Consider the following 23,296-nt stretch of genomic DNA (forward strand, 5'->3'; position numbering starts at 1 on the left):
TCTCCCGGGTGGTTAACGCCTTGATCGGGCTCGCTTTGCCTTGCCAGCGCCATATCGTTAGGGTACCTCGCCGCCACGTGGGGGACGGGATTCCTGACGCGGACGCTTCGGCGCGCGCACCCGGCCGGGCATGGGATTAGCATAAGTGTCTGAATTATTTGACGAAGTCGACGAAGAAGTACGTCGCGAACAGCTCAAGAAGCTGTGGGACAAGTATTCGATCTACTTCATCGCCCTGATGGTGCTGATCGTGGCCGCTGTCGGCGGCTGGCGCGGTTATCAATATCTGGAGGCCAAGAAGGCCGCCGAGGCCGGCGCCGTCTTCGAGAAGGCCGCCGAGCTGTCCGAGCAGGGCAAGCACGCCGAGGCGGAAGCTGCCTTCGCCGAGCTCGCCGCCAAGGCGCCGTCGGGTTATCGCACCCTGGCGCGGCTGCGCGCCGCGGCCGAGGCGGCGCCCCGCGATGCCAAGGCTGCCGCGAAAATGTATGACGACATTGCTGCCGATCGCGGCGTGGGCGGTGAGTGGCAGGATCTGGCGAAGATCCGCGCCGCCGGCCTGCTGCTCGACAGCGCGTCCTATGCCGACATGCAGCAGCGGCTGGAGCCCTCTGCAGCGCCCAAGTCCAAGTCCACCTTCCGCCACAGCGCCCGCGAGATGCTTGCACTGTCGGCTTGGCGCAACAGCGACATGACCGCGGCCCGCAAGTGGCTCGACGCGATCGCCGAGGACGGCGAGACACCGCCCGGCCTGCGCTCGCGCGCCGAGGCGCTCCAGGCTCTGCTTCCGCCCGTCGCCAAGAGCTGAGCAAGAACAGCTGACGACGGTTCTCTGACGTAAACGAGACACAAGATGCGCCGCACGCCACGCTTGATCGCAGCCGCCGTCCTGATCGCCTTCACGGGCGTCCTGGGCGGCTGCTCCAGCTTCGATCCAAGCGACATGCTCGACTTCCTCGACACCAAGAAGAAGCTGCCGGGCGACCGCAAGCCGGTCTTCCCGGAAGGTGTCCCCGGCCTCGAGCAGGGCGTGCCGAAGGATCTGTACAAGGGCGCGCAGCAGCAGCCCGACCCGAATGCGCCTGCGGTGGCGGCATTGCCTGCGGAGCCGCCGCCCGAGCCGGCCAAGCCGGCGAAGGGGGCCAAGGCGAAGCACACAAGACAGCCGGCCGCTGCAGCCGTTGCGCCGGCGGAGGCGCCCGCCGGCGAGGTCGACGGCGAGGCCCAGCCGGAGGCGGCGCCGGCCACGGCCGCTCCGCCCCCCAAGCACAAGATCGTCCGCAAGCGCACCACCGCACCGCCGCCGGACCAGCCGGTCCAGCAGGCGCAACCGACCCAGACCACGCAGCAGCAGACGCAGGGCGGCTTCCCGGCGCCGCTGCCGAGCGGCAGCTTCTCGCGCTAGTTTTTCCACTGCATTGACAGGCGCGGCCCTCGCAGCGCACGAATGACCGATGTCCTTCACGATAGCCATTATCGGCCGGCCCAATGTCGGCAAATCGACGCTGTTCAACCGTTTGGTCGGACAGAAGCTCGCGCTCGTCGATGACCTGCCGGGCGTCACCCGCGATCGCCGCGAGGGCGAGGCGAGGCTCGGCGACCTCGAGTTCACCATCATCGATACCGCCGGCCTCGACGAGGGCGCCAAGGGCTCGCTGACTGCGCGCATGCAGGAGCAGACCGAGGCCGCGATTGCGCAGGCCGATGCGCTGTTCTTCGTCATCGACGCCCGCATCGGCCTCACGCCCACCGACCGCGCCTTCGCCGATTTCGCCCGCAAGGCCAACAAGCCGGTGCTGCTGGTCGCCAACAAGAGCGAGGGCAAGCATGGCGATGCCGGCGCGATGGAAGCCTTCGCGCTCGGCCTCGGCGATCCCATCCAGATCTCGGCCGAGCACGGCGAGGGCATGGGCGAGCTCTACGACGCGCTCGCCAAGCTGATGCCGGAGCCCGTCGACGCGGACGAGGACGAGGACGACGAGGGCGCGCCGCTCACGGAGGAGGAGGCCGCGACGCGTCCGATCCGTGTTGCCATCGTCGGCCGGCCCAACGCCGGCAAGTCGACGCTGATCAACCATCTGCTCGGCGAGGAGCGGCTGCTGACGAGCCCGGAGGCCGGGACCACGCGGGATTCCATCGCGGTCGAGATCAACTGGAAGGGCCGCGATTTCCGCGTGTTCGACACCGCAGGTCTCCGCCGACGTTCGCGCATCGAGGAGAAGCTGGAAAAGCTTTCGGTTGCCGACGCGCTCCGCGCGGTGCGCTTTGCCGAAGTCGTCGTGCTGGTGATGGACTCGCAGAACCGCTTCGAGGAGCAGGATCTGCGCATTGCCGATCTGATCGAGCGCGAGGGCCGGGCGGTCGTGCTCGCCGTCAACAAATGGGACCTGATGGAGACCAAGGGTGGCGGTGCAATCTCCGGCCTCCGCCGCGACGCCGACCATTGGCTGCCGCAGGTCAAGGGCGTGCCGATCGTCGCCGTCTCGGGCCTGATGGGCGAGGGCATCGACCGCATGATGCAGGCGATCCAAGACGCCTACGCGGTCTGGAACAGGCGCGTGCCGACCTCGGCGCTCAATCGCTGGTTCGAGCAGGCGATCCAGGCCAATCCGCCGCCCGCGGTGTCCGGCCGCAGGCTGAAGCTGAACTACATCACGCAGAACAAGGCACGCCCGCCGAGCTTCGTGCTGTTCTGCTCGCGCGCCGACGCGGTGCCGCAGTCCTATTTGCGCTACCTCACCAATTCGATGCGCGAGACTTTCGATCTGCCGGGCACGCCGGTGCGCATCACCTTGCGCGAGAAGGCCAATCCCTTCGCGCACAAGCGCAAGCGGCCGTCGTGAGCGAGGGCGCCGGCGAGGTGACAGCGCAGAGCGCTGCGCCCGTCCGGCGTGGTGCCGTCGCCTTCATCTTCATCACCATCCTGCTCGACATGCTCGCGCTCGGCGTGATCATGCCGATCCTGCCCAAGCTGATTGAAAGCTTCGTCGACAACGACACCGCGCATGCGGCCCGCATCTTCGGCCTGTTCGGCACGGCCTGGGCCTTGATGCAGTTCGTGTTCTCGCCGCTGCTCGGGGCGCTGTCGGATCGTTTCGGGCGGCGGCCGGTGGTGCTGCTGTCGAATTTCGGGCTCGCTGCCGACTATGTGCTGATGGCACTGGCGCCGTCGCTGGTCTGGCTGTTCGTCGGCCGCGTCATCTCCGGCATCACCTCGGCGAGCATCTCGACTGCGTTTGCCTATATCGCCGACATCACGCCGCCGGAGCGGCGCGCGGCGGTGTTCGGCCGGATTGGCGCAGCCTTCGGCGCCGGCTTCATCCTCGGGCCAGCGCTGGGTGGCCTGCTCGGCGACATCGATCCGCGGCTGCCGTTCTGGGCGTCGGCCACCCTCAGCTTCGCCAATGCGCTGTATGGGCTATTCGTCCTGCCGGAATCGCTCGCGCCCGACAAGCGCGCGCCGTTCCGCTGGAGGAGCGCCAGTCCGGTCGGTGCGCTCCGCCTGCTGCGCTCCAATGCGATGCTTGCCGCGTTGTCCGTCGTCAATTTCATCGCGCAGGTCGCCCATGTCGTGCTGCCCTCGACCTTCGTACTCTATGCGACCTATCGCTACGGCTGGGATTCCAAGACCGTGGGATTGACGCTGGCGATGGTCGGGATCTGCGCCATGGTGGTGCAGGGGCTCGCGATCGGCCCCATCGTGCGCGTGCTCGGCGAGCGAAACGCGCTGCTGCTCGGCCTGTGTTGTGGCGCGCTCGGCTTCTTGGTCCTCGGCGCTGCGCCGACCGGGCCGCTCTCCTGGATCGGGATTCCCATTCTGGCGCTGTGGGGCATCTCGGGCGCCGCCTCGCAAGCGCTGATGACGCGGCTGGTCGCGCCCGATCAGCAGGGTCAGCTCCAGGGCGCGACTGCGAGCGTGCAGAGCGTCTCGCAGCTCGTCGGCCCGTTCCTGTTCACGCTGACCTTTTCCTATTTCATCGGCGTCAGCGCGCCGCTGCATCTGCCCGGCGCGCCGTTCCTGCTTGCGGCGATGCTGATGGTGGTCTGCGTGGCGATCGCGGTGCGGACGCTGGGTGCGACGAAGACGGCTTCGTAGACGGTCTCGTAGGGTGGCAAAGGCGCGCAAGCGCCGTGCCCACCATCTCTCGCGGATCGCAGGCAAGTCGTGGGCACGCTTCGCTTTGCCCACCCGGCAGCGTTTTTGGAGCCCAGCAACGAAAATGCCCGGGACAAGCCCGGGCATGATGTCGGTGGGTATGCGCGACCGCTATGCGGTCACTTCTTCACCAGCGGACAATCGCTGTCCTTGAGCGGCTTGGCTGCGTCTTCCGCCGAGATCGTGGCGATCTGCTTGTAATAGTCCCACGGTCCCTTCGACTCCTCGGGCTTCTTCACCTCGAACAGGTAAGCGGGGATGAGGCGGCGCCCGTCCTGCCGCAGCGGGCCGTTGCCGAACAGCGGATCGTCGGTCGGCAGCTCCTTCATCTTGGCGACGACCTTGGCGCCATCATGGGGATTGCCGCCGAGCGCGTCCATCGCCTTCAGATAGTGCAGCACCATCGCGTAATTGCCGGCTTGGGTCATCGACGGCATCGCGTTCTTGCTGGCGAGCGCCGAGAAGCGCTTGGACCATACGCGGGTCTTGTCGTTCAGATCCCAGTAGAACGATTCGGTGAAGGTCAGGCCCTGGGCGGTCTTGAGGCCCAGCGAGTGCACGTCGTTGATGAACAGCAGCAGCGCCGCGAGCTTCTGGCCGGCGGAGACGATGCCGAATTCGGCCGCCTGCTTGATCGAGTTCGTGGTGTCGCCGCCGGCATTGGCAAGCCCCACGACCTTGGCCTTGGACGATTGCGCCTGCAGCAGGAAGGACGAGAAGTCCGCGGTGTTGATCGGATGCTTGACGCTGCCGAGCACCTTGCCGCCGTTGGCGGTCACGACCGCCGTGGTGTCGCGTTCGAGCGCGTGGCCGAAAGCGTAATCCGCGGTCAGGAAGAACCAGCTGTCGCCGCCGGCCTTGGTCAACGCCTTGCCGGTGCCGTTGGCCAGCATGTAGGTGTCATAGGTGTAGGAAATCGTGTTCGGCGTGCAGGCCTTGCCGGTCAGGTCGGCGGAGGCGGCGCCGGAATTCAGCAGCACCGCGTTCTTTTCCTTGACGAGGTTGCTGACCGCGAGCGCGACGCCGGAGTTCGGGGTATCCGCGATCGCATCGACCTTCTCGTTGTCGATCCACTGCCGGGCGATGTTGACGCCGACGTCGGGCTTGTTCTGATGGTCGCCGCTGATGACGTCGATCTTCCAGCCCTTCTTGAGCAGGCCGGAATCCTCAACCGCCATCTTGATCGCGACCACGGAGTTCGGGCCGCCGATGTCGGCATAGAGACTCGACATGTCGTTGAGCACGCCGATCTTGACGGTCTTGTCCTGCGCGTAAGCGGATGTTGCAAAACCGAAGGCGGCACAAGCCAGAAGGGCCGCGGAGCGGCGCGCGAACGTCGTCGTCATAAAAGGTTTCCTCCATTGTCAAATATGCGGACGGCTCTCTTGCGGAGTCTTGGTCCTTGTGATGGCTCTAGCCTGTCCCAGCGCCGGCGGCAATGCGCCTAAAGCCGGATGATGCTGCGTCGTAGCGTCATCCGTCGGTTAACTTTTGTGCAAAATGCGTTGAGACGCTATTTGAGCGCGTCCGAGGTCAGCTTGAATTTCTGGATGCGCTTTCCGGTGTCGACCTCGGCGGTATAGACGTTACCCCCGGCGTCGATCGCCATGGCGTGCACCCAGTGGAATTGCCCGGCATTGCGGCCGCTATGCCCGAAGCTGCCGACCACGCTGCCGTCCTCGCGCCTGATCACCCTGATCTCGTTGTTTTCGCCGTCGGCACTGAGCAGCCAGGTCTGCTTCGGATCGGGCCAGATCGCGATGTCCCACACCGCGCCGTTGCCGAGCGTGTTCTTCTCGAAGAAGAACTCCTTCACGAAGCTGCCGTCCTTCCTGAACACCTGGATGCGGTTGTTGATGCGGTCGCAGACATAGACGAGGCCGTCACTCGCGAGCTTCACGCAATGGACGGGAGTGCCGAATTGTTGTGACACGGGGGCCTTGGGGTCGTAGGCCGCCTGCTTGGTGTCATCGGGCTTGTTGCCGTAGGCGCCCCAGTGCCGCTTGTAGGCGAGCGTCGTCGCGTCGAACACGATGACGCGGCGGTTGCCGTAGCCGTCGGCGACGTAGATCTCGTTGGCCTCCCTGTCGATCGCGGTCTCGGCAGGCTTGCCGAGCTGCGTCGTGTCGTTGCTGCCAAGGCTCGGGGCGATCTTGCCGATCTGGGCGACGAACTTGCCGTCGAGCGTGAACTTCAGGATGGCGTTGTCGTTGTCGGCATTGCCGCCGACCCAGACGAAGCCGCGTTCGTCGACCTCGATGCCGTGCTCGCGGCCGACCCACTCGTAGCCCTGGCCCGGACCGCCCCAGGATCGCAGCAGATTGCCGTCGGCGTCGAATTCGAGCACCGGCGGCGCCGATACGCAACATTTCGAGCGCGGCGGAGTGAGGCTTGCGCCCTTCTCGTCGTCGGTGAGCGAGCGCGGGCGATGGATCACCCAGATATGGCCCTGCGCATCGACGGTGATGCCGCCGACCTGGCCGAGGATCCAGTTGTTGGGCAGCTGTTTCGGCCAGGAGGGATCGACCGCGAAGGTCGGGACATCGCCGGCTCTCGCCATGCCTGGGAGCACGAAGGCGAGGGCGGCGATCAGGATGAGGACAGCGCGAGAGATTTTTCCGACCGCACGCGCATGACCTGCGCGACCATGCCATGGCGCCATGGCGACCTCCCTTTTTTGGCTCGCGGCTTGCTGCCGCGTGAGCGCGGGCAGTCAAACGCGGGGAGGTGCCCAAGTCAATCAGGCCGGCGCGCGGAAGCTCATCAGGGTGCGGGTCTTGTAGTCGTAGAACTTGCCGGTCTCGGTCCAGTCGGGTGCGCACATCGGCACGATGAATTCGGCGACCTGCTCGGGTGTGTCGAGCGTCGCCGGGTCTTCGCCCGGCATCAGCGTGGCGCGCATGCGGGTGCGGACCGGGCCGGGGTTGAACAGGTTGACGCGCAGCTTCGTGTTCGCTGTCTCCTGCGCCCAGGCGCGCGCCAGCGTCTCCAGTGCGGCCTTTGAGGCAGCGTAGGGGCTGACATAGGCGGTCGCCTTGTTGGCGGCGCCCGAGGTGATGAACACGGCGCGGCCGGCATCGGACTGCTTTAGCAGCGGCTCCATGCAGCGGATCAGCTGGAAGTTCGCGGAGACGTTGACGGCCATCACGTCGTTGAAGGTCTTCAGCTCGATATGACCGATCGGCGAGGAGGGGCCGAGCACGCCGGCATTGCCGACGAGGATGTCGAGCTTGCCATAGCGCTCGTGCAGGCCGGCGCCGAGACGCGCGATGCCGTCGGTATCGGTGAGGTTGAGCGGCACCAGGGTGGCGCTGCCGCCAAGTTTGCGGATCTCGTCGTCAAGCTCCTCCAGCCCGCCTTGCGTGCGCGCAGTGGCCACGATGTGCGCGCCGGCCTTCGCCAGCGCGAGGGCCGTGGCGAAGCCGATGCCGCGCGAGGCGCCGGTGACGAGAGCGATGCGGTCAGCGAGGGGTTTTGTCATGGCGGGGTTTTACAGGCGTGGATGGCCGGGACAAGTCCCATCACGCCGTCATTCCGGGGCGATGCGAAGCATCGAACCCGGAATCCAGAGGTGACTAAACCATGTCGAGATTCCGGGTTCGCGCTGCGCGCGCCCCGGAATGACAACTCAAGGTCAGCTCGCCTCCGCCAGCAGCGACAATTGCCGCGGCTGCTGCTCGGTCTGGGTCTGGTCGGTGAGGTGGGTCGGATAGGCCCCGGTGAAGCAGTGATCCGAGAATTTCGGATTGGCGGGGTCGCGGCCGGGCTCGCCCATGGCGCGGTACATGCCGTCGATCGACAGGAAGGCGAGCGAGTCGGCGCCGATGATCTCGCGCATTTCTTCCAGCGAGTGCGTCGCCGCCAGAAGACCGCCACGATCGGGCAGGTCGATGCCGTAATAATCAGGATAGAGGATCGGGGGCGAAGCGAGGCGGAAGTGTACTTCCTTGGCGCCGGCATCGCGCATCATGCGCACGATCTTCTTGGAGGTCGTGCCGCGCACCAGCGAGTCGTCGATCAGGATGATGCGCTTGCCTTCGATCGCGGCGCGGTTGGCCGAATGCTTCATGCGCACGCCGGATTCGCGGATCGCCTGCGTCGGCTGGATGAAGGTGCGGCCGACATAGTGGTTGCGGATGATGCCGAGCTCGAACGGCACGCCGGAATGCTGGCTGTAGCCGACCGCGGCGGGCACGCCGGAATCCGGCACCGGCACCACGACGTCGATCGGCACGTGGCTCTCGCGCGCGAGCTGGGCACCGAAGGCCTTGCGGACCTCGTAGACCGAGCGGCCATGCACCACGGAATCGGGACGCGCGAAATAGATGTATTCGAAGATGCAGGGGCGCGGCGCCATCGGCGGGAACGGCTTGTGGATGTCTTGGCCGTTCTCGTCGAACACGATGACTTCGCCGGGCTCGATGTCGCGGATGAAGCGCGCGCCGATGATGTCGAGGGCGCAGGTCTCCGAGGTCAGGATCGGGCAGCCATCGAGCTCGCCAAGCACCAGGGGACGAATGCCGCGCGGATCGCGCGCACCGACCAGCTTCTTGTTAGTCAGCGAGACCAGCGCATAGGCGCCTTCGATCTCGCGCAGCGCGTCGATATAGCGCTCGATGAAGCGGCTGCGCCTGGAGCGCGCGACCAGGTGCAGGATCACCTCGGTGTCGGTGGTCGACTGCATCATCGCGCCGCTCTTCACGAGCTCGCGGCGCAGCGTCAGGCCGTTGGTGAGGTTGCCGTTGTGGGCGACCGCAAGGCCTCCGGCATTGAGCTCGGCGAACAGCGGCTGCACGTTGCGCAGGATGGTGGCGCCGGTGGTGGAGTAGCGGACATGGCCGACGGCCATGTTGCCGGGCAGGCGGTCGATCACCTCGCGGCGGGAGAAGGTGTCGCCGACGAGGCCGAGCCGGCGTTCGCTGTGAAAGCGGCTGCCGTCGTAGGAGACGATGCCTGCGGCTTCCTGGCCGCGGTGTTGAAGGGCGTGCAGACCGAGCGCGGTGATGGCGGCAGCATCAGGATGGCCGTAGATGCCGAAGACGCCGCATTCCTCGCGCAGCGTATCCCCCTCCAGATCGTCCTGAACCTCTAGCGCGGCCGGACCTGGGCCGGCGTTTGGATCGAGATCAAGTTGGGCGTCCTGGTCAGGGTGTCGCATCTCGTCCGCGCCTCTCTCTAAGGGCAATCAACGCGCCGCAGGTTTCTCGATCAGTTTCTTCAAACTGTCACGAGCAGGTTTACTGTATCCGTCGCCACTGCCCGAAGGCTGCTGCTCGGAATCAGCTTGATCATCATCTGGTTTGTTTTTCTTGAATCTCTTCAAGATGGTGTTCTCGGGGTCGTCAGGCAAGAGGGCCATCAGCCAATCCCCGGTTCCCTGGAGCACCACACGGGACTTTGCCCCCGTGACCCAGTCCGGGCGCTGCTTGTCCGGCACCAGCCAGGTGAAGAACAGGAACGCGACCACGACGATCAAAAGCCCGCGAGCCAGGCCGAACAGGAAACCCAGGGTGCGGTCCAGCGCGCCGATGCGCGAATCCAGGATCATGTCGGAGATCCGGACCGTGATCACGGAGACCACGACCAGGGTGCCGACGAACACGCCCGCGACCACGACGACGCTCGCCACCGTGTCGTTGTTGAAATAGGTCTTGGCGGTCGGCAGCAGTTTCGAGAAGGAGTACAGCGTCACGATCGCCGCCGCGCCCCAGGCCGCGATCGACAGGATTTCGCGCATGAAGCCGCGGACCATGGCGAGCAGGCCCGAGATCAGCATCACACCGAGCAGGATCAGGTCGAGGATGGTTACTGGCATCGGCTGGTCTGGTCCGCTCGTACGTCAAAGGTGCTCTAGCGAATCGGTGCTTGGCCGCTGCCCTAAAAGAGGGGCAGACGGCGTTCCCGGCAAGGCCGCAACCACGCAATCCCATGCTGCTTTTGTGACGGCTGTATAGCGGCGGGGGCCTCCGGCGTCACCTCCGGCTAACCCTCTCCACGGCGGAATCTTGCCGGTGTGGCATTTTTCTCCGCTGGCGCATTCGATTCGCCCCGGCGGGAGCCGCGGGCGGCGATCTCGGCGACCAAGGTGGTCAGGCTGTTGACCGCGTTCAACGACAATCCTGCGTCGCCACCGGTCTCGCCTCGGGCCGATTCGGGCAGCACGGCGCGCTGAAAGCCGAGTTTCGCCGCTTCCTTCAGCCGGGCCGGGGTCTGTGCCACCGGGCGCACCACGCCGGACAGCGAGATCTCGCCGAAATAGACCGCATCCGTCGGCAATTGCGCATTAACCAAGGATGACACCAGGGCCGCGGCGGCGGCGAGGTCGGCCGCTGGCTCGTGGATGCGCAGGCCGCCGGCGACATTCAGATAGACGTCGTGACCGGACAGCTTGACCCCGCAATGGGCTTCCAGCACCGCCAGCACCATCGATAGCCGGCTCGGGTCCCAGCCGACCACCGCGCGCCGCGGCGTGCCGAGCGAGGTCGGCGCCACCAGTGCCTGCAATTCGACCAGAACGGGCCGCGTGCCCTCGATACCCGCGAAGACTGCGGTGCCGGGCGTGCCGAGATCGCGCTCGGACAGGAACAGCTCGGAAGGGTTGGTGACCTCGCGCAGGCCCAGGCCCGTCATCTCGAACACGCCGATCTCGTCGGTCGGGCCGAAGCGGTTCTTCACCGCGCGCAGGATGCGGAATTGCTGCGAGCCTTCGCCCTCGAACGACAGCACCGCGTCGACCATGTGCTCGACCACGCGGGGACCTGCGATCTGCCCGTCCTTGGTGACGTGGCCGACCAGGATGATGGCCGCGCCCGTCTTCTTGGCAAAGCGGATCAGCGCCTGCGCCGAGGCGCGCACCTGCGTCACCGTGCCGGGGGCCGATTCCACGGTGTCGGTCCACATGGTCTGGATCGAGTCGATCACGATGAGGCGCGGGACGGCGCCTTCCGACAGCGTCGAGACGATGTCCTCGACCGAGGTCTCGGCCGCAAGCTGCACCGGCGCATCCGACAGGCCGAGCCGCTCGGCGCGCAGCCGCACCTGCGCGACCGCCTCTTCGCCGGAGATGTAGACGATGCGGTGGCCGGCGCGCGCCATCATGCTGGTCGCCTGTGTCAGCAGCGTCGATTTGCCGATGCCGGGATCGCCGCCGACCAGCAGCACCGAGCCGCGGACGAAGCCGCCGCCGGTGACGCGGTCGAGCTCGGTCATGCCTGAGGACAGTCGCGGCGCATCCGGGCTCTTGCCGGCAAGGCTCTCCAGCGCGAACGTTCGCCCCTTGCGCTTGGAGCGGATCGAGACCGGGACGCTGCCGCTGGTGTCTTCTTCCGCGAGCGTATTCCACTCGCCGCAGGACTCGCACTTGCCCTGCCAGCGGTTATAGGCCGCGCCGCAGTTCTGGCAGACGAAGGAAAGCGTGTTCTTGGCCATGGGGGACGCTTGAGTCGCGGTTTCAGCTTGCTGATAGCACGGAATGACGAGGGTGATCGCCGCCGCCTCGAATACCTCAATTCGGCGCGGCAGATATACCTTTCATTAGCTCTATGCCGTTGTGGCCGGGTGGATTTTGCGAAGTGTTAGCGGACGCAGGTCCAACCTTGGAACCATCTGGGGCGGCGAAGTGAAATGACGAGATTCCTGCGACTATTGCTCGCTGTGGGCGCCGCCTGCGGCGTTTTCGCGCCCGCCGGCCCGAGCCTTGCCAATCCTCCTGCGAAGCCCCTCGAGATCGTCTTCATCAATCCCGGCAAGACCGGCGAGGTGTTCTGGGACATGGTCGCGCAGAGCATGCAGGCCGCCGGCCGCAGGCTCGACGCCCATGTCGAGGTGCTGACCAGCGAACGCAATTACCGCACCATGCAGGAGCTCGGCCTCGGCGTGGTGGCGCGTCATGACAAGCCCGACTTCCTCATCCTGTCGAACGAGGAATCCGCGGCCGTCCCGATCCTGGAGGCGGCCGAGGCTGCGGGCGTCAAGACGCTGCTGCTCTCGAACACGCTGATCGGCGAGGATGCGGTACGTCTCGGACCGCCGCGCCAGAAGCTCAAGACCTGGCTCGGCGATATCACGACCGATCTTCAGACCGCGGGCGCGCGGATGGCCAACGCGCTGATCGCGACGGCGCGCGCCGAGAAATGGCAGAGCCCGGATGGCAAGATCCACCTTCTCGGCATCGGCGGCGACGAGATCACGCCCGCCTCGATCGCGCGCAATGCCGGTCTCAAGCTGGCGGTGGATGCCGCGCCCGACGTCGTGGTGGACCGGCTGCTGTTCGCCAACTGGACGCAGTCGGAGGCCGAGCAGGTCACCACGAATTATCTGGGCTGGGCCTCGCGCAAGGAGATCCGGCCCGCCGGCATCTGGGCCGGGAACGATCCGATGGCGCTGGGTGCGCTGCGCGCGGTGGTCGCCGCCGGCCTCGTGCCCGGCCGCGACATCCAGCTGGTCGGCCTCAACTGGTCGGAGGACGCGCTGCGCGAGATCAGGGCAGGCCGCCTGCTGCTGACCGACGGCGGGCATTTCCTGCTCGGCGGCTGGTCGATCGTCCTGCTGCGCGACTATGCCGATGGCTGCGATTTCGCGGCGGTCTCACCCCGGGTCGAGGTCAAGACGTCGGCGATCACCCGCCAGAATCTCGATTCGGTCCGTGACCTCATCAAGACCCGTGCGTTCGGCCGGATCGACTTTGCGCGATTCAGGGCGAAGGCGGGCCGCTGCGGTGACTATGACTTTTCCCTCGACGCGCTTATTTCGTCCCTGCCAGTTCCCGAAGGCGCCGCCGACTGATGCGCAAGGATGAGGCGATGACCGATCCTGAAAGCAACGGGCCGGACGCGCCGCGCCTGCGACCGGTCGTTCGCGCCATGATATGGGCCACCGTGCCCGTTCTGCTGCTGGTGCAATTGCTCGCCTCCGCCGGCGTCGAGGCTTCGAGCTTCTGGTCGCAGATCAGGCAGCTCGACGCCCGCATGGCCCGCGTCGCCGAGAGCCGGGCCGAGCTGATCGCCGAGCCGCTCTGGAAAATGCGCTACGACCAGGTCACGGGCGTGCTCAACGAGATCATGCACGACGAGACCATCGCGGCAGCGGCCGTCTATGACGATACCGGCGCTGCGATTGCCCGCGTGGTGGCGCGCTCGGAGGGCCCGTCGATCGCGGAGGTCTCGCGTCCGATCCATTACAGCAACGGCAACATGGCCGCCGTTCAGGCCGGCCGCATCGCGATCGCCTATTCCCACGCGGCGCTTTACGCGAACGCGGGCAGCCGGCTGGTGCTGCTGCTGGTGGTCGGCCTGCTCGCAACGTTTGCGACCCTGATCGCCATGCGGATCTCCGCCAATATCTTCATCGGCAGGCCGCTGGCGGCCATGATGTCGGCGATACAGCGCAGCAAGCAGGACGGCCGGGCCTATCCGGCGGAGGTCAAATCCTCCAACGAATTCGGCCAGCTCGCGCGCGCCTTCAACGCCATGCAGCACACGACATCGGGTGCGCTCGACCGGCTCGGGCACATGGCCGGGCACGATCCGCTCACGGGGCTGCCCAACCGGCGCTCCCTGACGGAGCGGCTGGCCGTGGCGAGCCGCGATGGAGGCAGGCCGGACGCGCTGGTCGCGTTCTGCTTCATCGATCTCGACGACTTCAAGGGCATCAACGACACGTTCGGCCACGAGGCCGGCGACGAGTTCCTCGTGCAGATTTCCCGGCGTCTTCGCACCTCGGTCGAGGCCGAGGATTGGGTCGCCCGGCTCGGCGGCGACGAATTCGTCGTCATCCGCCCCGAGGTCAGCAACGAAGCGTCGGCGCACGCTTTCGCGCAGCAGGTGCTTACCGCCATTTCCGAGCCGATCCGGCTTCATGACAAGCAGGTCGTGCCGCGTGCCAGCATCGGCCTTGCCGTGCGCCGCGCCGACGATCCGGAGCTGTCGCATCTGCCGACGCTCGCCGACATCGCGCTCTATCATGCCAAGAGCAAGGCGCCCGGCACGGTCGCCGTGCTGGACGAGGCGCTGCAGCGCGACTATCGCCGCCGCAGGGATCTCGAGCTCGCGATTCCCGCGGGCTTTGCCGAGGGGCAGTTCGAGGTCTGGTACCAGAGCCAGGTCGACCTCGAAAGCCAGGAGATCGTCGGCCTGGAAGCGTTGATCCGCTGGCGCCATCCCGACCATGGGGTGATCGGTCCGGCCGAATTCCTGCCGCTGATCGAGCGCAGCGGCAACAATGCACGGCTGACCCGCTACGTGCTCACCGATGCCTGCTGGGCGCTGCAACGCCTGGCGGCTGCCGGCAGGCCGCAGATCCGGATCGCGATCAATCTGCCGCCCTCCGAGCTCGCCGATCATTCGCTCGCCGCCGAGCTGCGCGCGACTTGCGCGCGCTTCGACGTTGCGCCCTCGCTGCTGGAGCTCGAGATCACCGAGGGCTCGCTGATCAACAACATCGCCAGCGCCTCCCAGACGTTGCATCGTCTGCGGCGCCTGGGGGCCACGATCGCGCTCGACGATTTCGGCACCGGCTACAGCTCGCTGGCGCATCTCAGGCGCTTCCCGCTCGACAAGGTCAAGATCGACAAGGCGTTCATCAGCGAAATCCCCGACAGCGCGGAAGACAAGGCGATCGTCGGCGTGATCGCATCGCTCGCGGGCACGCTCGGGCTCACGCTGGTCGCCGAGGGCATCGAGCGCGCCGAACAGGCCGAGGCCATGCGCGAGATGGGCGTGAGGTTCGGGCAGGGCTATTTCTATCAGCGGCCGCAGCCGCTCGATGCCGTGCTGCATGGGCTCGAGAAGCGGCCGGCGGCCGAGACCCGCGTCCTCGCCGACAGCCCGCCGATCGCACCCGAATTCGCCTGATCGCGGCGGCTTATGGCTGCGTCGCGTTCCACAGCATCGAGAGCCCGGCGGCGATCATGATCGCGTCCATCAGCAGGCGGAACACGTCCGGCTTCAGGTGCAGCACGAAGCGTTTTGCGATGAATGCGCCCGACATCAGCGAGGCACCCGCGATCAGGCCCTTCATGAAGACCTCGCCGGTCAACGCGCCGAAACGTTCGAAGGTGACGGACTTCGCGAAATAGAGTCCGAGCGAGCTCGCGGCCTCGGTGGCGAGGAAGGCGCCCTTGGACAGACCGTAGAACAGGAACAGCGGCACGCTGAGCGGACCGGTCGAGACCACGATGCCGGTGAGATAGCCGATCACCGCGCCGCCGATGGCCAGATGCCAGAGATTGGCCTTGAGGTCGTGCTGCGCCAGCCAGTGCCGCACCGGCACCATCGCGATCAGGAAGACGCCGATGGCGAGATCGACGGCATGCGAAGGCAACGCCAGCAGCGTGCGCGCGCCCAGCACCGCGGCCGGAATCCCCGTAACCGAATAGGCCGCGCAGGCCCGCCAGTCGACCTCGCGCCACCAGGCCAGGATGCGCGAGAAATTCGCCATCACGGACGCGACCGCCATGATCGGCACCGCTTCCTTCGGCCCATAGGCATAGACTAGCACCGGCATCAGCATGATCGACGAGCCGGTGCCGACGATGCCTGAGATGGTGCCGGCGACGAGGCCGACGGCGAGGACAAAGAGGAAGGCCAAGGGGACGCTCCGGGAATCGCAGCAGTCTAGCACCGTCATTGCGAGCGCAGCGCCGCAATCCAGATATTCTCCGCGGATGCATTTTTGGATTGCTTCGTCGCTTCGCTCCTCGCAGTGACGGAAGAAGAGCAGCAGCGCGCCGTCAGCCTTGCTCGTCCATGACGCGCGGTTTCTCCACCCTGCGGCGGAAGTCTTCGTCGGTGCAGAATTCAGCGGAGAGATATGAGGACACGAGATCGACGGCGAGCCAGGCGCCGGCGATCCACGCACCGATGCACATGACGTTGACGTCGTCATGCCCGACGCACTAATGGGCCGAATGGACGTCGTGGCCGAGCTTGCGGATGTGGTCGATCACGGTCTGCTCGAGCAGCCAGCCGGCGTGGTCGGATCCGATGACGAGACGCATGGAATGTTCTTCCTGATCTTGCATTGACCGTGACAGCCGCGCACGGCCGTCACGGCTTCATTCGCGGTCAGCCACGCATATCGCGTCAAGGGCCTTGGTTAACGGCTGATGTTGCAGGGGTGCCCAATCCAACCGGTTCCCCGGCCGGATCCTTAGAATTTGACGCGTATTGGTCGGAGCGTCCGCTCAAAGAATTTGAGGCTCGCGATGCCCGACCACCATTCATTCTCCGCCCTCGACCGCCACGCAGTGCTCAGCGGGTCCGACAACGGCTTTCCCTGGGTTGCCGGCACAATGCTGGCGCTGGAGGCGGGCGAGGTGGTGCGGCTGCGCTGCGAGAAGCTCAGCCATGGCGACGAAGCGGCCGGGCGGGAAGCTGTGCTGATGGTCAGCGAGAAGATCGCCGCGGCGTTCGAGGCAACCGTGAGCCTGCTTGCCGGGGCAACGCCGGCAGCCATCGTCCAGCGCTATCGGGAGCACGTCGCCGCCAATGCCAAGCGGCTCTCCGCGAACGAAGTTCCCTAAGGTTGCGCTGCTGACAGCATGTTGGCAGCAGGGGCCGGCTACGACCATCTCCTGACAAACGGGGAGCGCGGGTCATGCCGATCGAGGCAAGCTGTCATTGCGGTGAGACGGTGTTCGAGGTGACGGAGGCGCCTTCGAGCGTGACGCGCTGCACCTGTTCGCTCTGCGCCAAGCGCGGCGCGTTGTGGGCCTATTACACGCCGGCGCAGTTTCGGCTGCTGTCGCCACCGGAGAATGTCGCGACCTATCTCTGGGGAGGCCGCACGGTCAAACACCATTTCTGCGCGACGTGCGGCTGCGGCACCTATTCGGAATCGCCGGACTGGTCGACCGGCAAACCCGATTTCGACAATCCCAAGGTCGCGGTGAACGCGCGCCTGTTCGATGATTTCGATCTCGATGCGGTGCCGGTGAACATGATCGACGGCAAGAATTTGTGGTGAGCCGACGCTCTCGCTGCTCTTGTAGGGGCAAGGCGTAGCGTGTCCATGATTCGACCCTGATGGGGCTAGGCCGTCACCGCAACACCACCCATGCCGGCGCGTGATCGCTGGCGCCATCCTCGCCGCGGACGCGTCTGTCGACGCCGGCCTTGGCGAGGCGCGGGGCGATGGCAGGGCTGAGCAGGAGATGATCGAGCCGCAGGCCCGCATCGCGCGGCCACCGGTTCCGCTTGTAGTCCCAGAACGTGTAGATGCGCTTGTCCGGGTGCAATGCGCGGATCGCGTCGCACCAGCCTTGCTCGACCAGCGAGGCATAGGCCGCGCGGCTCTTCGGCTGGATCAACGCATCCTTGTCCCATGAGCGCGTCGGATAGATGTCGATCTCCGTGGGCGCGACGTTGTAGTCGCCGGCGAGCACGACGGGCAGATCCTGCTTGATGAAGGTCTTGGCGTGGCGCTTGAGGCGCGCGAACCAGTCGAGCTTGGCGTCGAATTTCGGACCCGGCTGCGGATTGCCGTTCGGCAGATAGATGCTGGTGACGATGATGCCGCGTACGGCGGCCTCGATATAGCGGGCTTCGTGATCGCCGGGTCTTCCCGGCAAGCGGTCGCGGGTGAGAATGGGCTCGGCCTTGCGGGCGAGGATGGCGACCCCGTTCCAGGTTCCTTGTCCGTGCCACACCGCGCCATAGCCGGCCTTTTCGATCGCCGCCGCCGGAAATTCGCCATCACTTGCCTTCAACTCCTGAAGTGCGACGACATCGGGTTTCGCCGCGCGCAGCCATGCCAGGAGATTGGGCAGGCGGCGGTTGATGTTGTTGATGTTGAATGTCGCGATCTTCATGTAGAGCTACCGGCTGCTGCCGCCCCATACCGGAGACATCATGTCCAAGTTGAACTTTGCCGCCATCGTCGTCGCCGTCGCGCTCTCCGGGCTTGCGTCGGCACAATCCTCCGACCCGCGCGGCGCCTGCAAGGCAGACTATGACAAATTCTGCGCCGGCATCGCGCCGGGCGGCGGTCGCATCGTCGCCTGCCTCAGCGAGAAGCACGACCAGCTCAGCGCCACCTGCAAGTCGGCGCTGGACAACAGGAAGAAGAAGTAAGCGAACCGGCCTCGTGTCCCGGACGCGCGGAGCGCGAGCCGGGACCCAGAGGGCCGCACGGTCCGATGTTGAGAGATGGGCCCGGGCCCAGCAGCGCACCGTCGAAGTCACGCGGCGCTGCGCCCGGGGGCACGAGAACTCAGCCCGGTAGCGGCGGCGGGGCCGTGGGCTGCTCGATCGGCGGCGGCGAGGGCGGCTGCGCGGCGTTCGGCGCGGGGTCCGGCTTCGCCAGCGATTCCTCGACATTGCCGCCCTTGTAGATGCGGGCGTAGCGGTGGCCGAGGCTGGTCAGCACCTCATAGCCGATGGTGCCAAAATGATGCGCGAGCTCGTCGACGGTGATGCCCTCGCCGAGCAGCGTCACCATATGGCCGCGCCGCACCGCATTCGGCGGCAGATCGGTGATGTCGATCGCGATCAGATCCATGGAGATTCGGCCCGCGACCGGGCAACGCTTGCCGGCGACGATCACCTCGGCACCGCGGGTGCCGTCATTGGAGCTGGCGGCGCGGAAATAGCCGTCGGCATAGCCGACCGCGATGATGGCGAGCTTGGTCGGCCGCCGCGCAGTCCATGTGCCGCCATAACCGACGCTCTCGCCGCGTTCGACGTTGCGGATCTGCACGATGCGTGCCTTGAGGTCCACCACCGGCTGCATCGGATTGTCTGCCTCCGGCGTCGGGTTGACGCCGTAGAGCGCAGCCCCCGGCCGCACCAGGTCGAACTGGAACGGCGCCCCCAGGAAGATGCCGGAGGAATTGGCGAGCGCCGCCGGCACGCCGGAGAACTCGCTGGCGATGCCGCGGAAGGCCGCGAGCTGCTTCGCATTGACCGGGCTGTTGAGCTGCTCGGCCGAGACCAGATGGCTCATCACCAGCGTGATGCCGTGATCGCCGGCGTTGATGCGGGGAATGATGGCCTGCGCCTCCGAAAGCGTGAGGCCCAGCCGGTTCATGCCGGTGTCGATGTGAATAGCCGCGCCTCCGGTCCAGCCGGTGCGGCGGCAGAACACGTCCCATTCGGCGAGCTCGTTGAGGTCGCCGATGACAGGACGGCAATTGATCTTGGCGTAGTGCTCGCCGGTGTTCTGGAAATAGCCGCCGAGCACGTAGATCGTGGGCTCCGGGACGGCCGCGCGCACCTTGCGCGCTTCCTCGATGGTGGCGACGAAGAAGGTCTTGCAGCCGGCCTTGCTCAGGGCACGCGCGACCTGCTCGGCGCCGCAGCCATAGGCGTCGGCCTTGACCACCGCCGAGCACTCGGCCGGCACCGCCGTCTTCTCGAGCTTGCGCCAGTTGGCGATGATGGCGTCGAGATCGACGGTCAGCACGCCGCCATAGGCAGCGAGCGCGGCAGCCTGATTGGCTTCCGCGGAGAGGAGGCCGGATTGCGAGATCGTTTTCGGGTCGGACGCCATTGTCATGGCGTCGTTTTACGCAAGAGGCAGGCTCGGTTCAAGGAACTCAGTAGTCGTTGCCGCTGCGAGCCGGCAGCTGAGCGTCAGGCGCGAGGTCGCCGAACCGCGTGACCGAAGCTTCGAACGCCAGATCGACGGTGCCGGTCGGGCCGTGGCGCTGCTTGCCGATGATGACCTCTGCCTTTCCGTGCGCAAGGCTCATGTCAAGCTGCCACTTCTCGTGTTCGGGCGTGCCCGGGCGGGGCTCCTTCATCGCGAGGTAATATTCCTCGCGGTACACGAACAGCACGACGTCGGCGTCCTGCTCGATCGATCCGGATTCACGCAAGTCGGAGAGCTGCGGCCGCTTGTCGTCGCGGGATTCGACCTGGCGCGAGAGCTGGGACAGCGCGATCACGGGAACGTTGAGTTCCTTCGCCAGCGCCTTCAGGCTGGTCGTGATCTCCGTGATCTCCTGCACGCGGTTATCGCTCCGCTTGCCCGAGCCCGAGAGCAGCTGGATGTAGTCGATCACCAGCAGGTCGAGGCCCTTCTGGCGCTTCAGCCGGCGCGCGCGCGCCATCAGCTGCGCGATCGACAGGCCACCGGTGGCGTCGACATAGAAGGGCAGGGATTGCAGCTCGATCGAGACCTCCCGGATCTTCTCGAAATCGGCCTCCGAGATGCCGCCGCGGCGGATGTGGGAGGAGGGAACGCCGGTGCGCTCGGCCACGATACGCGTGGCGAGCTGGTCGGCCGACATTTCGCAGGAGAAGAAGCCGATCACGCCGCCATTGGCGGCCCTCGTGGTGCCGTCGGCCTGGAGTTCCGGGACGTAGGCGCGTGCGACATTGTAGGCGATGTTGGTCGCAAGCGAGGTCTTGCCCATGCCGGGACGGCCCGCGACGATGATGAGGTCGGAGTGCTGCAGGCCGCCCATCTTGGTATCGAGGTCGCGCATGCCCGTCGAGATGCCCGACAGCTTTCCGTCGCGCTGGAACGCCTTGGCCGCGAGATCGACCGCGACCGCCAGCGCCTGCGAGAATTTCTGGAAGCCGCCGTCATAGCGGCCAGACTCGGCGAGCTCATAAAGCTTTCGCTCGGCGTCCTCGATCTGCGCCCGCGGCTGGAAGTCGACCGGTGCGTCATAGGCGACATTGACCATGTCCTCGCCGATGCCGATCAGGTCGCGCCGCAGCGACAGGTCGTAGACGGTGCGCCCGTAGTCCTGCGCGTTGATGATGGTGGTCGCTTCGGCGGCGAGCCGCGCAAGATACTGCCCGATGGTCATGCCGCCGACATCGGTGTCGGCGGGCAGGAAGGTCTTCAGGGTGACGGGCGTTGCGATCTTGCCCATCCGGATCAGGCTGCCGGCGGTCTCGAAGATGGTCTGGTGCAGCGGCTCGAAGAAATGCTTCGCCTCCAGGAAGTCGGAGACGCGGTAAAAGGCATCGTTGTTGACCAGAATCGCGCCCAGGAGGCTCTGCTCCGCCTCGATGTTATGCGGAGCGCTCCGATAGGCGGGAGTTCCGGCATCGGGCGCGAGTTTGAGGACGTTCGAATCAGTCAGGGCCATGGTCGGACGTGCTTAGCAATTTTCTTGGGCGGATGCGGGGCCGGGATAAAGCGCCGCCGCAGACCAAAGCGGAAGCAAAAGCTGGCCGCTATCAACCGATCTTAAAAGCGGTGGATGATTAGCAGCCGCAGCACGCGCCGCGCTTGACGGATTTTTGCGGAACCTGCGCGGCCCAAAAGCGGCCGCGACCACGCCACGGAAATATCCCGAAACCCTGAACCTAATGAATTGGCGCGCAGACGTATCGAAGAGCGCGCCAAAAAGGCACGCGCCGGGAGCCTTCGGCTCGCTTCAGACCAGCAGGAGATAGACCAGCGCAACCAGAGCCGCCCCGACGCCGGTGACGATCAGGGCAAAATCGGTGCGGAGGTCGTCCTGCACGTCAAATGAGGTTTGGGTCTCTTTGCTCATGGCGACGGTCTAGGACAGGTCCGACCAGACTTATGTGAAGTGGATCACATCTCCCCGGATTCTTTCGGGGGTATGAGCGGAACAGGCGGCCGTGCCGGGGATTGTCTCCCGCGTCCGGCAACAGGGAGCGAGGCAAGCGATGCGGCCAGAACGGCAGCACCAGAATTGGCGAAGCGAGGCAGGTAGCCGGCTTTGGCTGTCGGGGCTGCTTGCGGCCATGGAGCACGCTGAGCGGCCCGAAGTGCGTCGCCAGCCCGTCGCGCCGGAAATCCTGGTGGAGCTCCGGGCGCAACTGGCGTTAACGGCCCTTTTCCGCTCCTCCCCAATTTCGACCCTGCGCCACTAGAGCGTTTTCGAGCGAAGTGGACACCGGTTCGCGTGAAGAAAACGCGTCAAAACGAGAATCTAGAGCTTCGGTTCTGATTCAATCAGAACCGAAAATGCTCTAGTGTCCCGAATCTGAAGTTCGACGGACTCCAAATCGACTCGAACCTAGCGGAATCTCTCGATTTTGGGGAGGATCGGTTATGGGTCGACGCTTTGCCCCGCTGGGGCTCGATGAGATGGAACACGCTGAGTTGACGTCGCTGGCGTCGCGCCGGAGCACGGCGCAGGCGTTGGCGCTGCGGGCTCGGATCATCTTGGCCTGTGCTGAAGGCGAGCAGAGCAAGGTCGTGGCGGCCCGCCTGGCTATTGATCCTGACACGGTTAGCAAATGGCGTCTGCGCTTCGCCGAGCATCGACTTGAAGGTCTCTTGGACAAGCCGCGATCAGGGACGCCGCGCACCATCGAGGATGCCCGGATCGAGGCGGTGATCGTCCGCACCCTTGAGACGAAGCCTGCCGATGCGACGCATTGGAGTTCACGCGGTATGGCACGGGCCAGCGGGCTGTCTGTCTCGACAGTACAGCGGATATGGCGCGCCTTCGGCCTGCAGCCGCATCGGTTGGAGACCTTCAAGCTCTCAACCGACCCAGATTTCGTTGCCAAAGTTCGCGACGTGGTCGGCCTCTATGTGGCCCCGCCCGAGCGCGCCATTGTACTGTGTGTCGATGAGAAATCGCAGATCCAGGCGCTGGACCGCAGCCAGCCCATGTTCCCCATGCGGCCTGGCCAGGCGGCGCGCCGCAGTCACGATTACAAGCGCCACGGGACGACCTCGCTGTTTGCTGCCCTCGACATCGCAACTGGCCGGGTCATCGGCAAGTGTTATGGGCGCCATCGCGCCGTGGAGTTCCGCAAATTTCTCGATGAGATCGAAGCCGCTGTTCCAGACAGTCTGGACGTTCACCTTGTCATGGACAATTACGCAACCCACAAGACGCCGCTGATCCGCAACTGGTTGGCCAAGAGGCCACGCTGGCACGTGCATCTGACGCCAACCAGTTCATCTTGGCTCAATCAGGTCGAACGTTTCTTTGCGCTCATCACCGAGCGCAAAATCAGGCGCGGTATCTATCGCAGCGTGGCTGCGCTGCGCACCGACATTAAGTCCTTCATCGAACTTCACAACGCCAAACCAAAGCCGTTCCGATGGACAAAATCAGCCGACGACATCCTTAGTTCGATCGAGCGCTTCTGCGCTTACAGTTTGCCCGCCAAGGCCTAAAATGCCACGAACTTTTGGTTCAGGACACTAGAGCATTTTCGGTTCTGATTGAATCAGAACCGAAGCTCTAGATTCTTGTTT

At 65.6% G+C, this 23,296-nt stretch carries 20 protein-coding genes and 1 pseudogene; 10 read left to right on the plus strand and 11 right to left on the minus strand.

Translation table 11 applies throughout. The annotated features are described in order from the left end of the window. Positions 1 to 145 precede the first annotated feature (145 nt). Genes TSA1_RS06610 through TSA1_RS06625 form a run of 4 tightly spaced genes read left to right on the plus strand, consistent with a single transcriptional unit; the run spans position 146 to position 4,093 of the window. A complete protein-coding gene (locus tag TSA1_RS06610) occupies positions 146 to 805 on the plus strand; it encodes a tetratricopeptide repeat protein (protein WP_100175648.1) in 660 nt (219 codons plus the stop codon). A gap of 45 nt (positions 806 to 850) precedes the next feature. Next, positions 851 to 1,402: a hypothetical protein gene (locus TSA1_RS06615; RefSeq protein WP_100175649.1), complete on the plus strand. Its 552-nt coding sequence runs from the start codon at positions 851 to 853 to the stop codon at positions 1,400 to 1,402. 49 nt (positions 1,403 to 1,451) lie between these two features. Next, positions 1,452 to 2,840: a ribosome biogenesis GTPase Der gene (gene der / locus TSA1_RS06620; RefSeq protein ID WP_100175650.1), complete on the plus strand. Its 1,389-nt coding sequence runs from the start codon at positions 1,452 to 1,454 to the stop codon at positions 2,838 to 2,840. After that, entirely contained in the window at positions 2,837 to 4,093 is a 1,257-nt protein-coding gene (locus TSA1_RS06625) for a TCR/Tet family MFS transporter (protein ID WP_100175651.1), read from the plus strand. The genes der and TSA1_RS06625 overlap by 4 nt, the downstream gene beginning before the upstream one ends. A 179-nt stretch (positions 4,094 to 4,272) precedes the next feature. Here TSA1_RS06625 and TSA1_RS06635 read toward each other — a convergent pair whose 3' ends face one another. The 6 genes from TSA1_RS06635 to radA all read right to left on the minus strand — a co-directional run bounded on the left by TSA1_RS06635 (position 4,273) and on the right by radA (position 11,581). Continuing rightward, complete coding sequence (locus TSA1_RS06635; protein WP_100175652.1) at positions 4,273 to 5,499, minus strand: ABC transporter substrate-binding protein; 1,227 nt, start codon at positions 5,497 to 5,499, stop codon at positions 4,273 to 4,275. A 167-nt stretch (positions 5,500 to 5,666) separates the two neighbouring features. After that, complete coding sequence (locus TSA1_RS06640; RefSeq protein ID WP_100175653.1) at positions 5,667 to 6,815, minus strand: NHL repeat-containing protein; 1,149 nt, start codon at positions 6,813 to 6,815, stop codon at positions 5,667 to 5,669. 78 nt (positions 6,816 to 6,893) lie between these two features. After that, positions 6,894 to 7,634, minus strand: coding sequence for an SDR family NAD(P)-dependent oxidoreductase (locus TSA1_RS06645; protein ID WP_100175654.1), 741 nt, complete (start codon positions 7,632 to 7,634; stop codon positions 6,894 to 6,896). A 153-nt stretch (positions 7,635 to 7,787) separates the two neighbouring features. Then, positions 7,788 to 9,311 carry an amidophosphoribosyltransferase gene (purF, locus tag TSA1_RS06650; RefSeq protein WP_100175655.1) on the minus strand — a complete coding sequence of 508 codons (1,524 nt, stop codon included), beginning with the start codon at positions 9,309 to 9,311 and terminating at the stop codon, positions 7,788 to 7,790. A 27-nt stretch (positions 9,312 to 9,338) separates the two neighbouring features. Further along, positions 9,339 to 9,968 carry a CvpA family protein gene (locus TSA1_RS06655; RefSeq protein ID WP_097665957.1) on the minus strand — a complete coding sequence of 210 codons (630 nt, stop codon included), beginning with the start codon at positions 9,966 to 9,968 and terminating at the stop codon, positions 9,339 to 9,341. A 167-nt stretch (positions 9,969 to 10,135) separates the two neighbouring features. After that, complete coding sequence (radA, locus tag TSA1_RS06660) at positions 10,136 to 11,581, minus strand: DNA repair protein RadA (RefSeq protein ID WP_100175656.1); 1,446 nt, start codon at positions 11,579 to 11,581, stop codon at positions 10,136 to 10,138. Between the two features lie 195 nt (positions 11,582 to 11,776). Between radA and TSA1_RS06665 the strand changes: the two genes are divergently transcribed. Continuing rightward, on the plus strand, positions 11,777 to 12,937 hold the full coding sequence (locus TSA1_RS06665; RefSeq protein ID WP_100175657.1) for an ABC transporter substrate-binding protein: 1,161 nt from the start codon (positions 11,777 to 11,779) through the stop codon (positions 12,935 to 12,937). Further along, complete coding sequence (locus tag TSA1_RS06670) at positions 12,937 to 15,003, plus strand: putative bifunctional diguanylate cyclase/phosphodiesterase (protein ID WP_100175658.1); 2,067 nt, start codon at positions 12,937 to 12,939, stop codon at positions 15,001 to 15,003. Before TSA1_RS06665 ends, TSA1_RS06670 begins: the two co-directional genes overlap by 1 nt. 10 nt (positions 15,004 to 15,013) lie before the next feature. Here TSA1_RS06670 and TSA1_RS06675 read toward each other — a convergent pair whose 3' ends face one another. Further along, on the minus strand, positions 15,014 to 15,739 hold the full coding sequence (locus TSA1_RS06675; RefSeq protein WP_100175659.1) for a sulfite exporter TauE/SafE family protein: 726 nt from the start codon (positions 15,737 to 15,739) through the stop codon (positions 15,014 to 15,016). A 142-nt stretch (positions 15,740 to 15,881) separates the two neighbouring features. Beyond that, positions 15,882 to 16,148: pseudogene (locus tag TSA1_RS06680) on the minus strand (RpiB/LacA/LacB family sugar-phosphate isomerase). A 207-nt stretch (positions 16,149 to 16,355) separates the two neighbouring features. Between TSA1_RS06680 and TSA1_RS06685 the strand changes: the two are divergent. Next, positions 16,356 to 16,673 (plus strand): hypothetical protein, encoded by a 318-nt coding sequence (locus tag TSA1_RS06685; protein WP_097665933.1) that lies wholly within the window; start codon positions 16,356 to 16,358, stop codon positions 16,671 to 16,673. A 74-nt stretch (positions 16,674 to 16,747) separates the two neighbouring features. Next, on the plus strand, positions 16,748 to 17,116 hold the full coding sequence (locus TSA1_RS06690; RefSeq protein ID WP_100175660.1) for a GFA family protein: 369 nt from the start codon (positions 16,748 to 16,750) through the stop codon (positions 17,114 to 17,116). Positions 17,117 to 17,189: 73 nt separating this feature from the next. On the opposite strand, the gene TSA1_RS06695 is transcribed toward TSA1_RS06690, so the two are convergent. Next, positions 17,190 to 17,960: an exodeoxyribonuclease III gene (locus TSA1_RS06695; RefSeq protein WP_100175661.1), complete on the minus strand. Its 771-nt coding sequence runs from the start codon at positions 17,958 to 17,960 to the stop codon at positions 17,190 to 17,192. Positions 17,961 to 18,000: 40 nt separating this feature from the next. On the opposite strand from TSA1_RS06695, the gene TSA1_RS06700 reads away from it, so the two are divergent. After that, positions 18,001 to 18,222 (plus strand): cysteine rich repeat-containing protein, encoded by a 222-nt coding sequence (locus TSA1_RS06700; protein ID WP_100175662.1) that lies wholly within the window; start codon positions 18,001 to 18,003, stop codon positions 18,220 to 18,222. Between the two features lie 139 nt (positions 18,223 to 18,361). Here the strand turns inward: TSA1_RS06700 and alr are convergent, their stop codons facing one another. Continuing rightward, positions 18,362 to 19,639, minus strand: coding sequence for an alanine racemase (gene alr, locus TSA1_RS06705; protein ID WP_174719282.1), 1,278 nt, complete (start codon positions 19,637 to 19,639; stop codon positions 18,362 to 18,364). A gap of 46 nt (positions 19,640 to 19,685) precedes the next feature. Then, entirely contained in the window at positions 19,686 to 21,194 is a 1,509-nt protein-coding gene (locus tag TSA1_RS06710; protein ID WP_100175664.1) for a replicative DNA helicase, read from the minus strand. Positions 21,195 to 22,132: 938 nt separating this feature from the next. On the opposite strand from TSA1_RS06710, the gene TSA1_RS06725 reads away from it, so the two are divergent. Then, positions 22,133 to 23,215 (plus strand): IS630 family transposase, encoded by a 1,083-nt coding sequence (locus TSA1_RS06725; RefSeq protein WP_100174551.1) that lies wholly within the window; start codon positions 22,133 to 22,135, stop codon positions 23,213 to 23,215. Positions 23,216 to 23,296: the final 81 nt, after the last annotated feature.

The sequence above is a fragment of the Bradyrhizobium nitroreducens genome, from assembly GCF_002776695.1.
GTDB classification, from domain to species: Bacteria; Pseudomonadota; Alphaproteobacteria; order Rhizobiales; family Xanthobacteraceae; genus Bradyrhizobium; species Bradyrhizobium nitroreducens.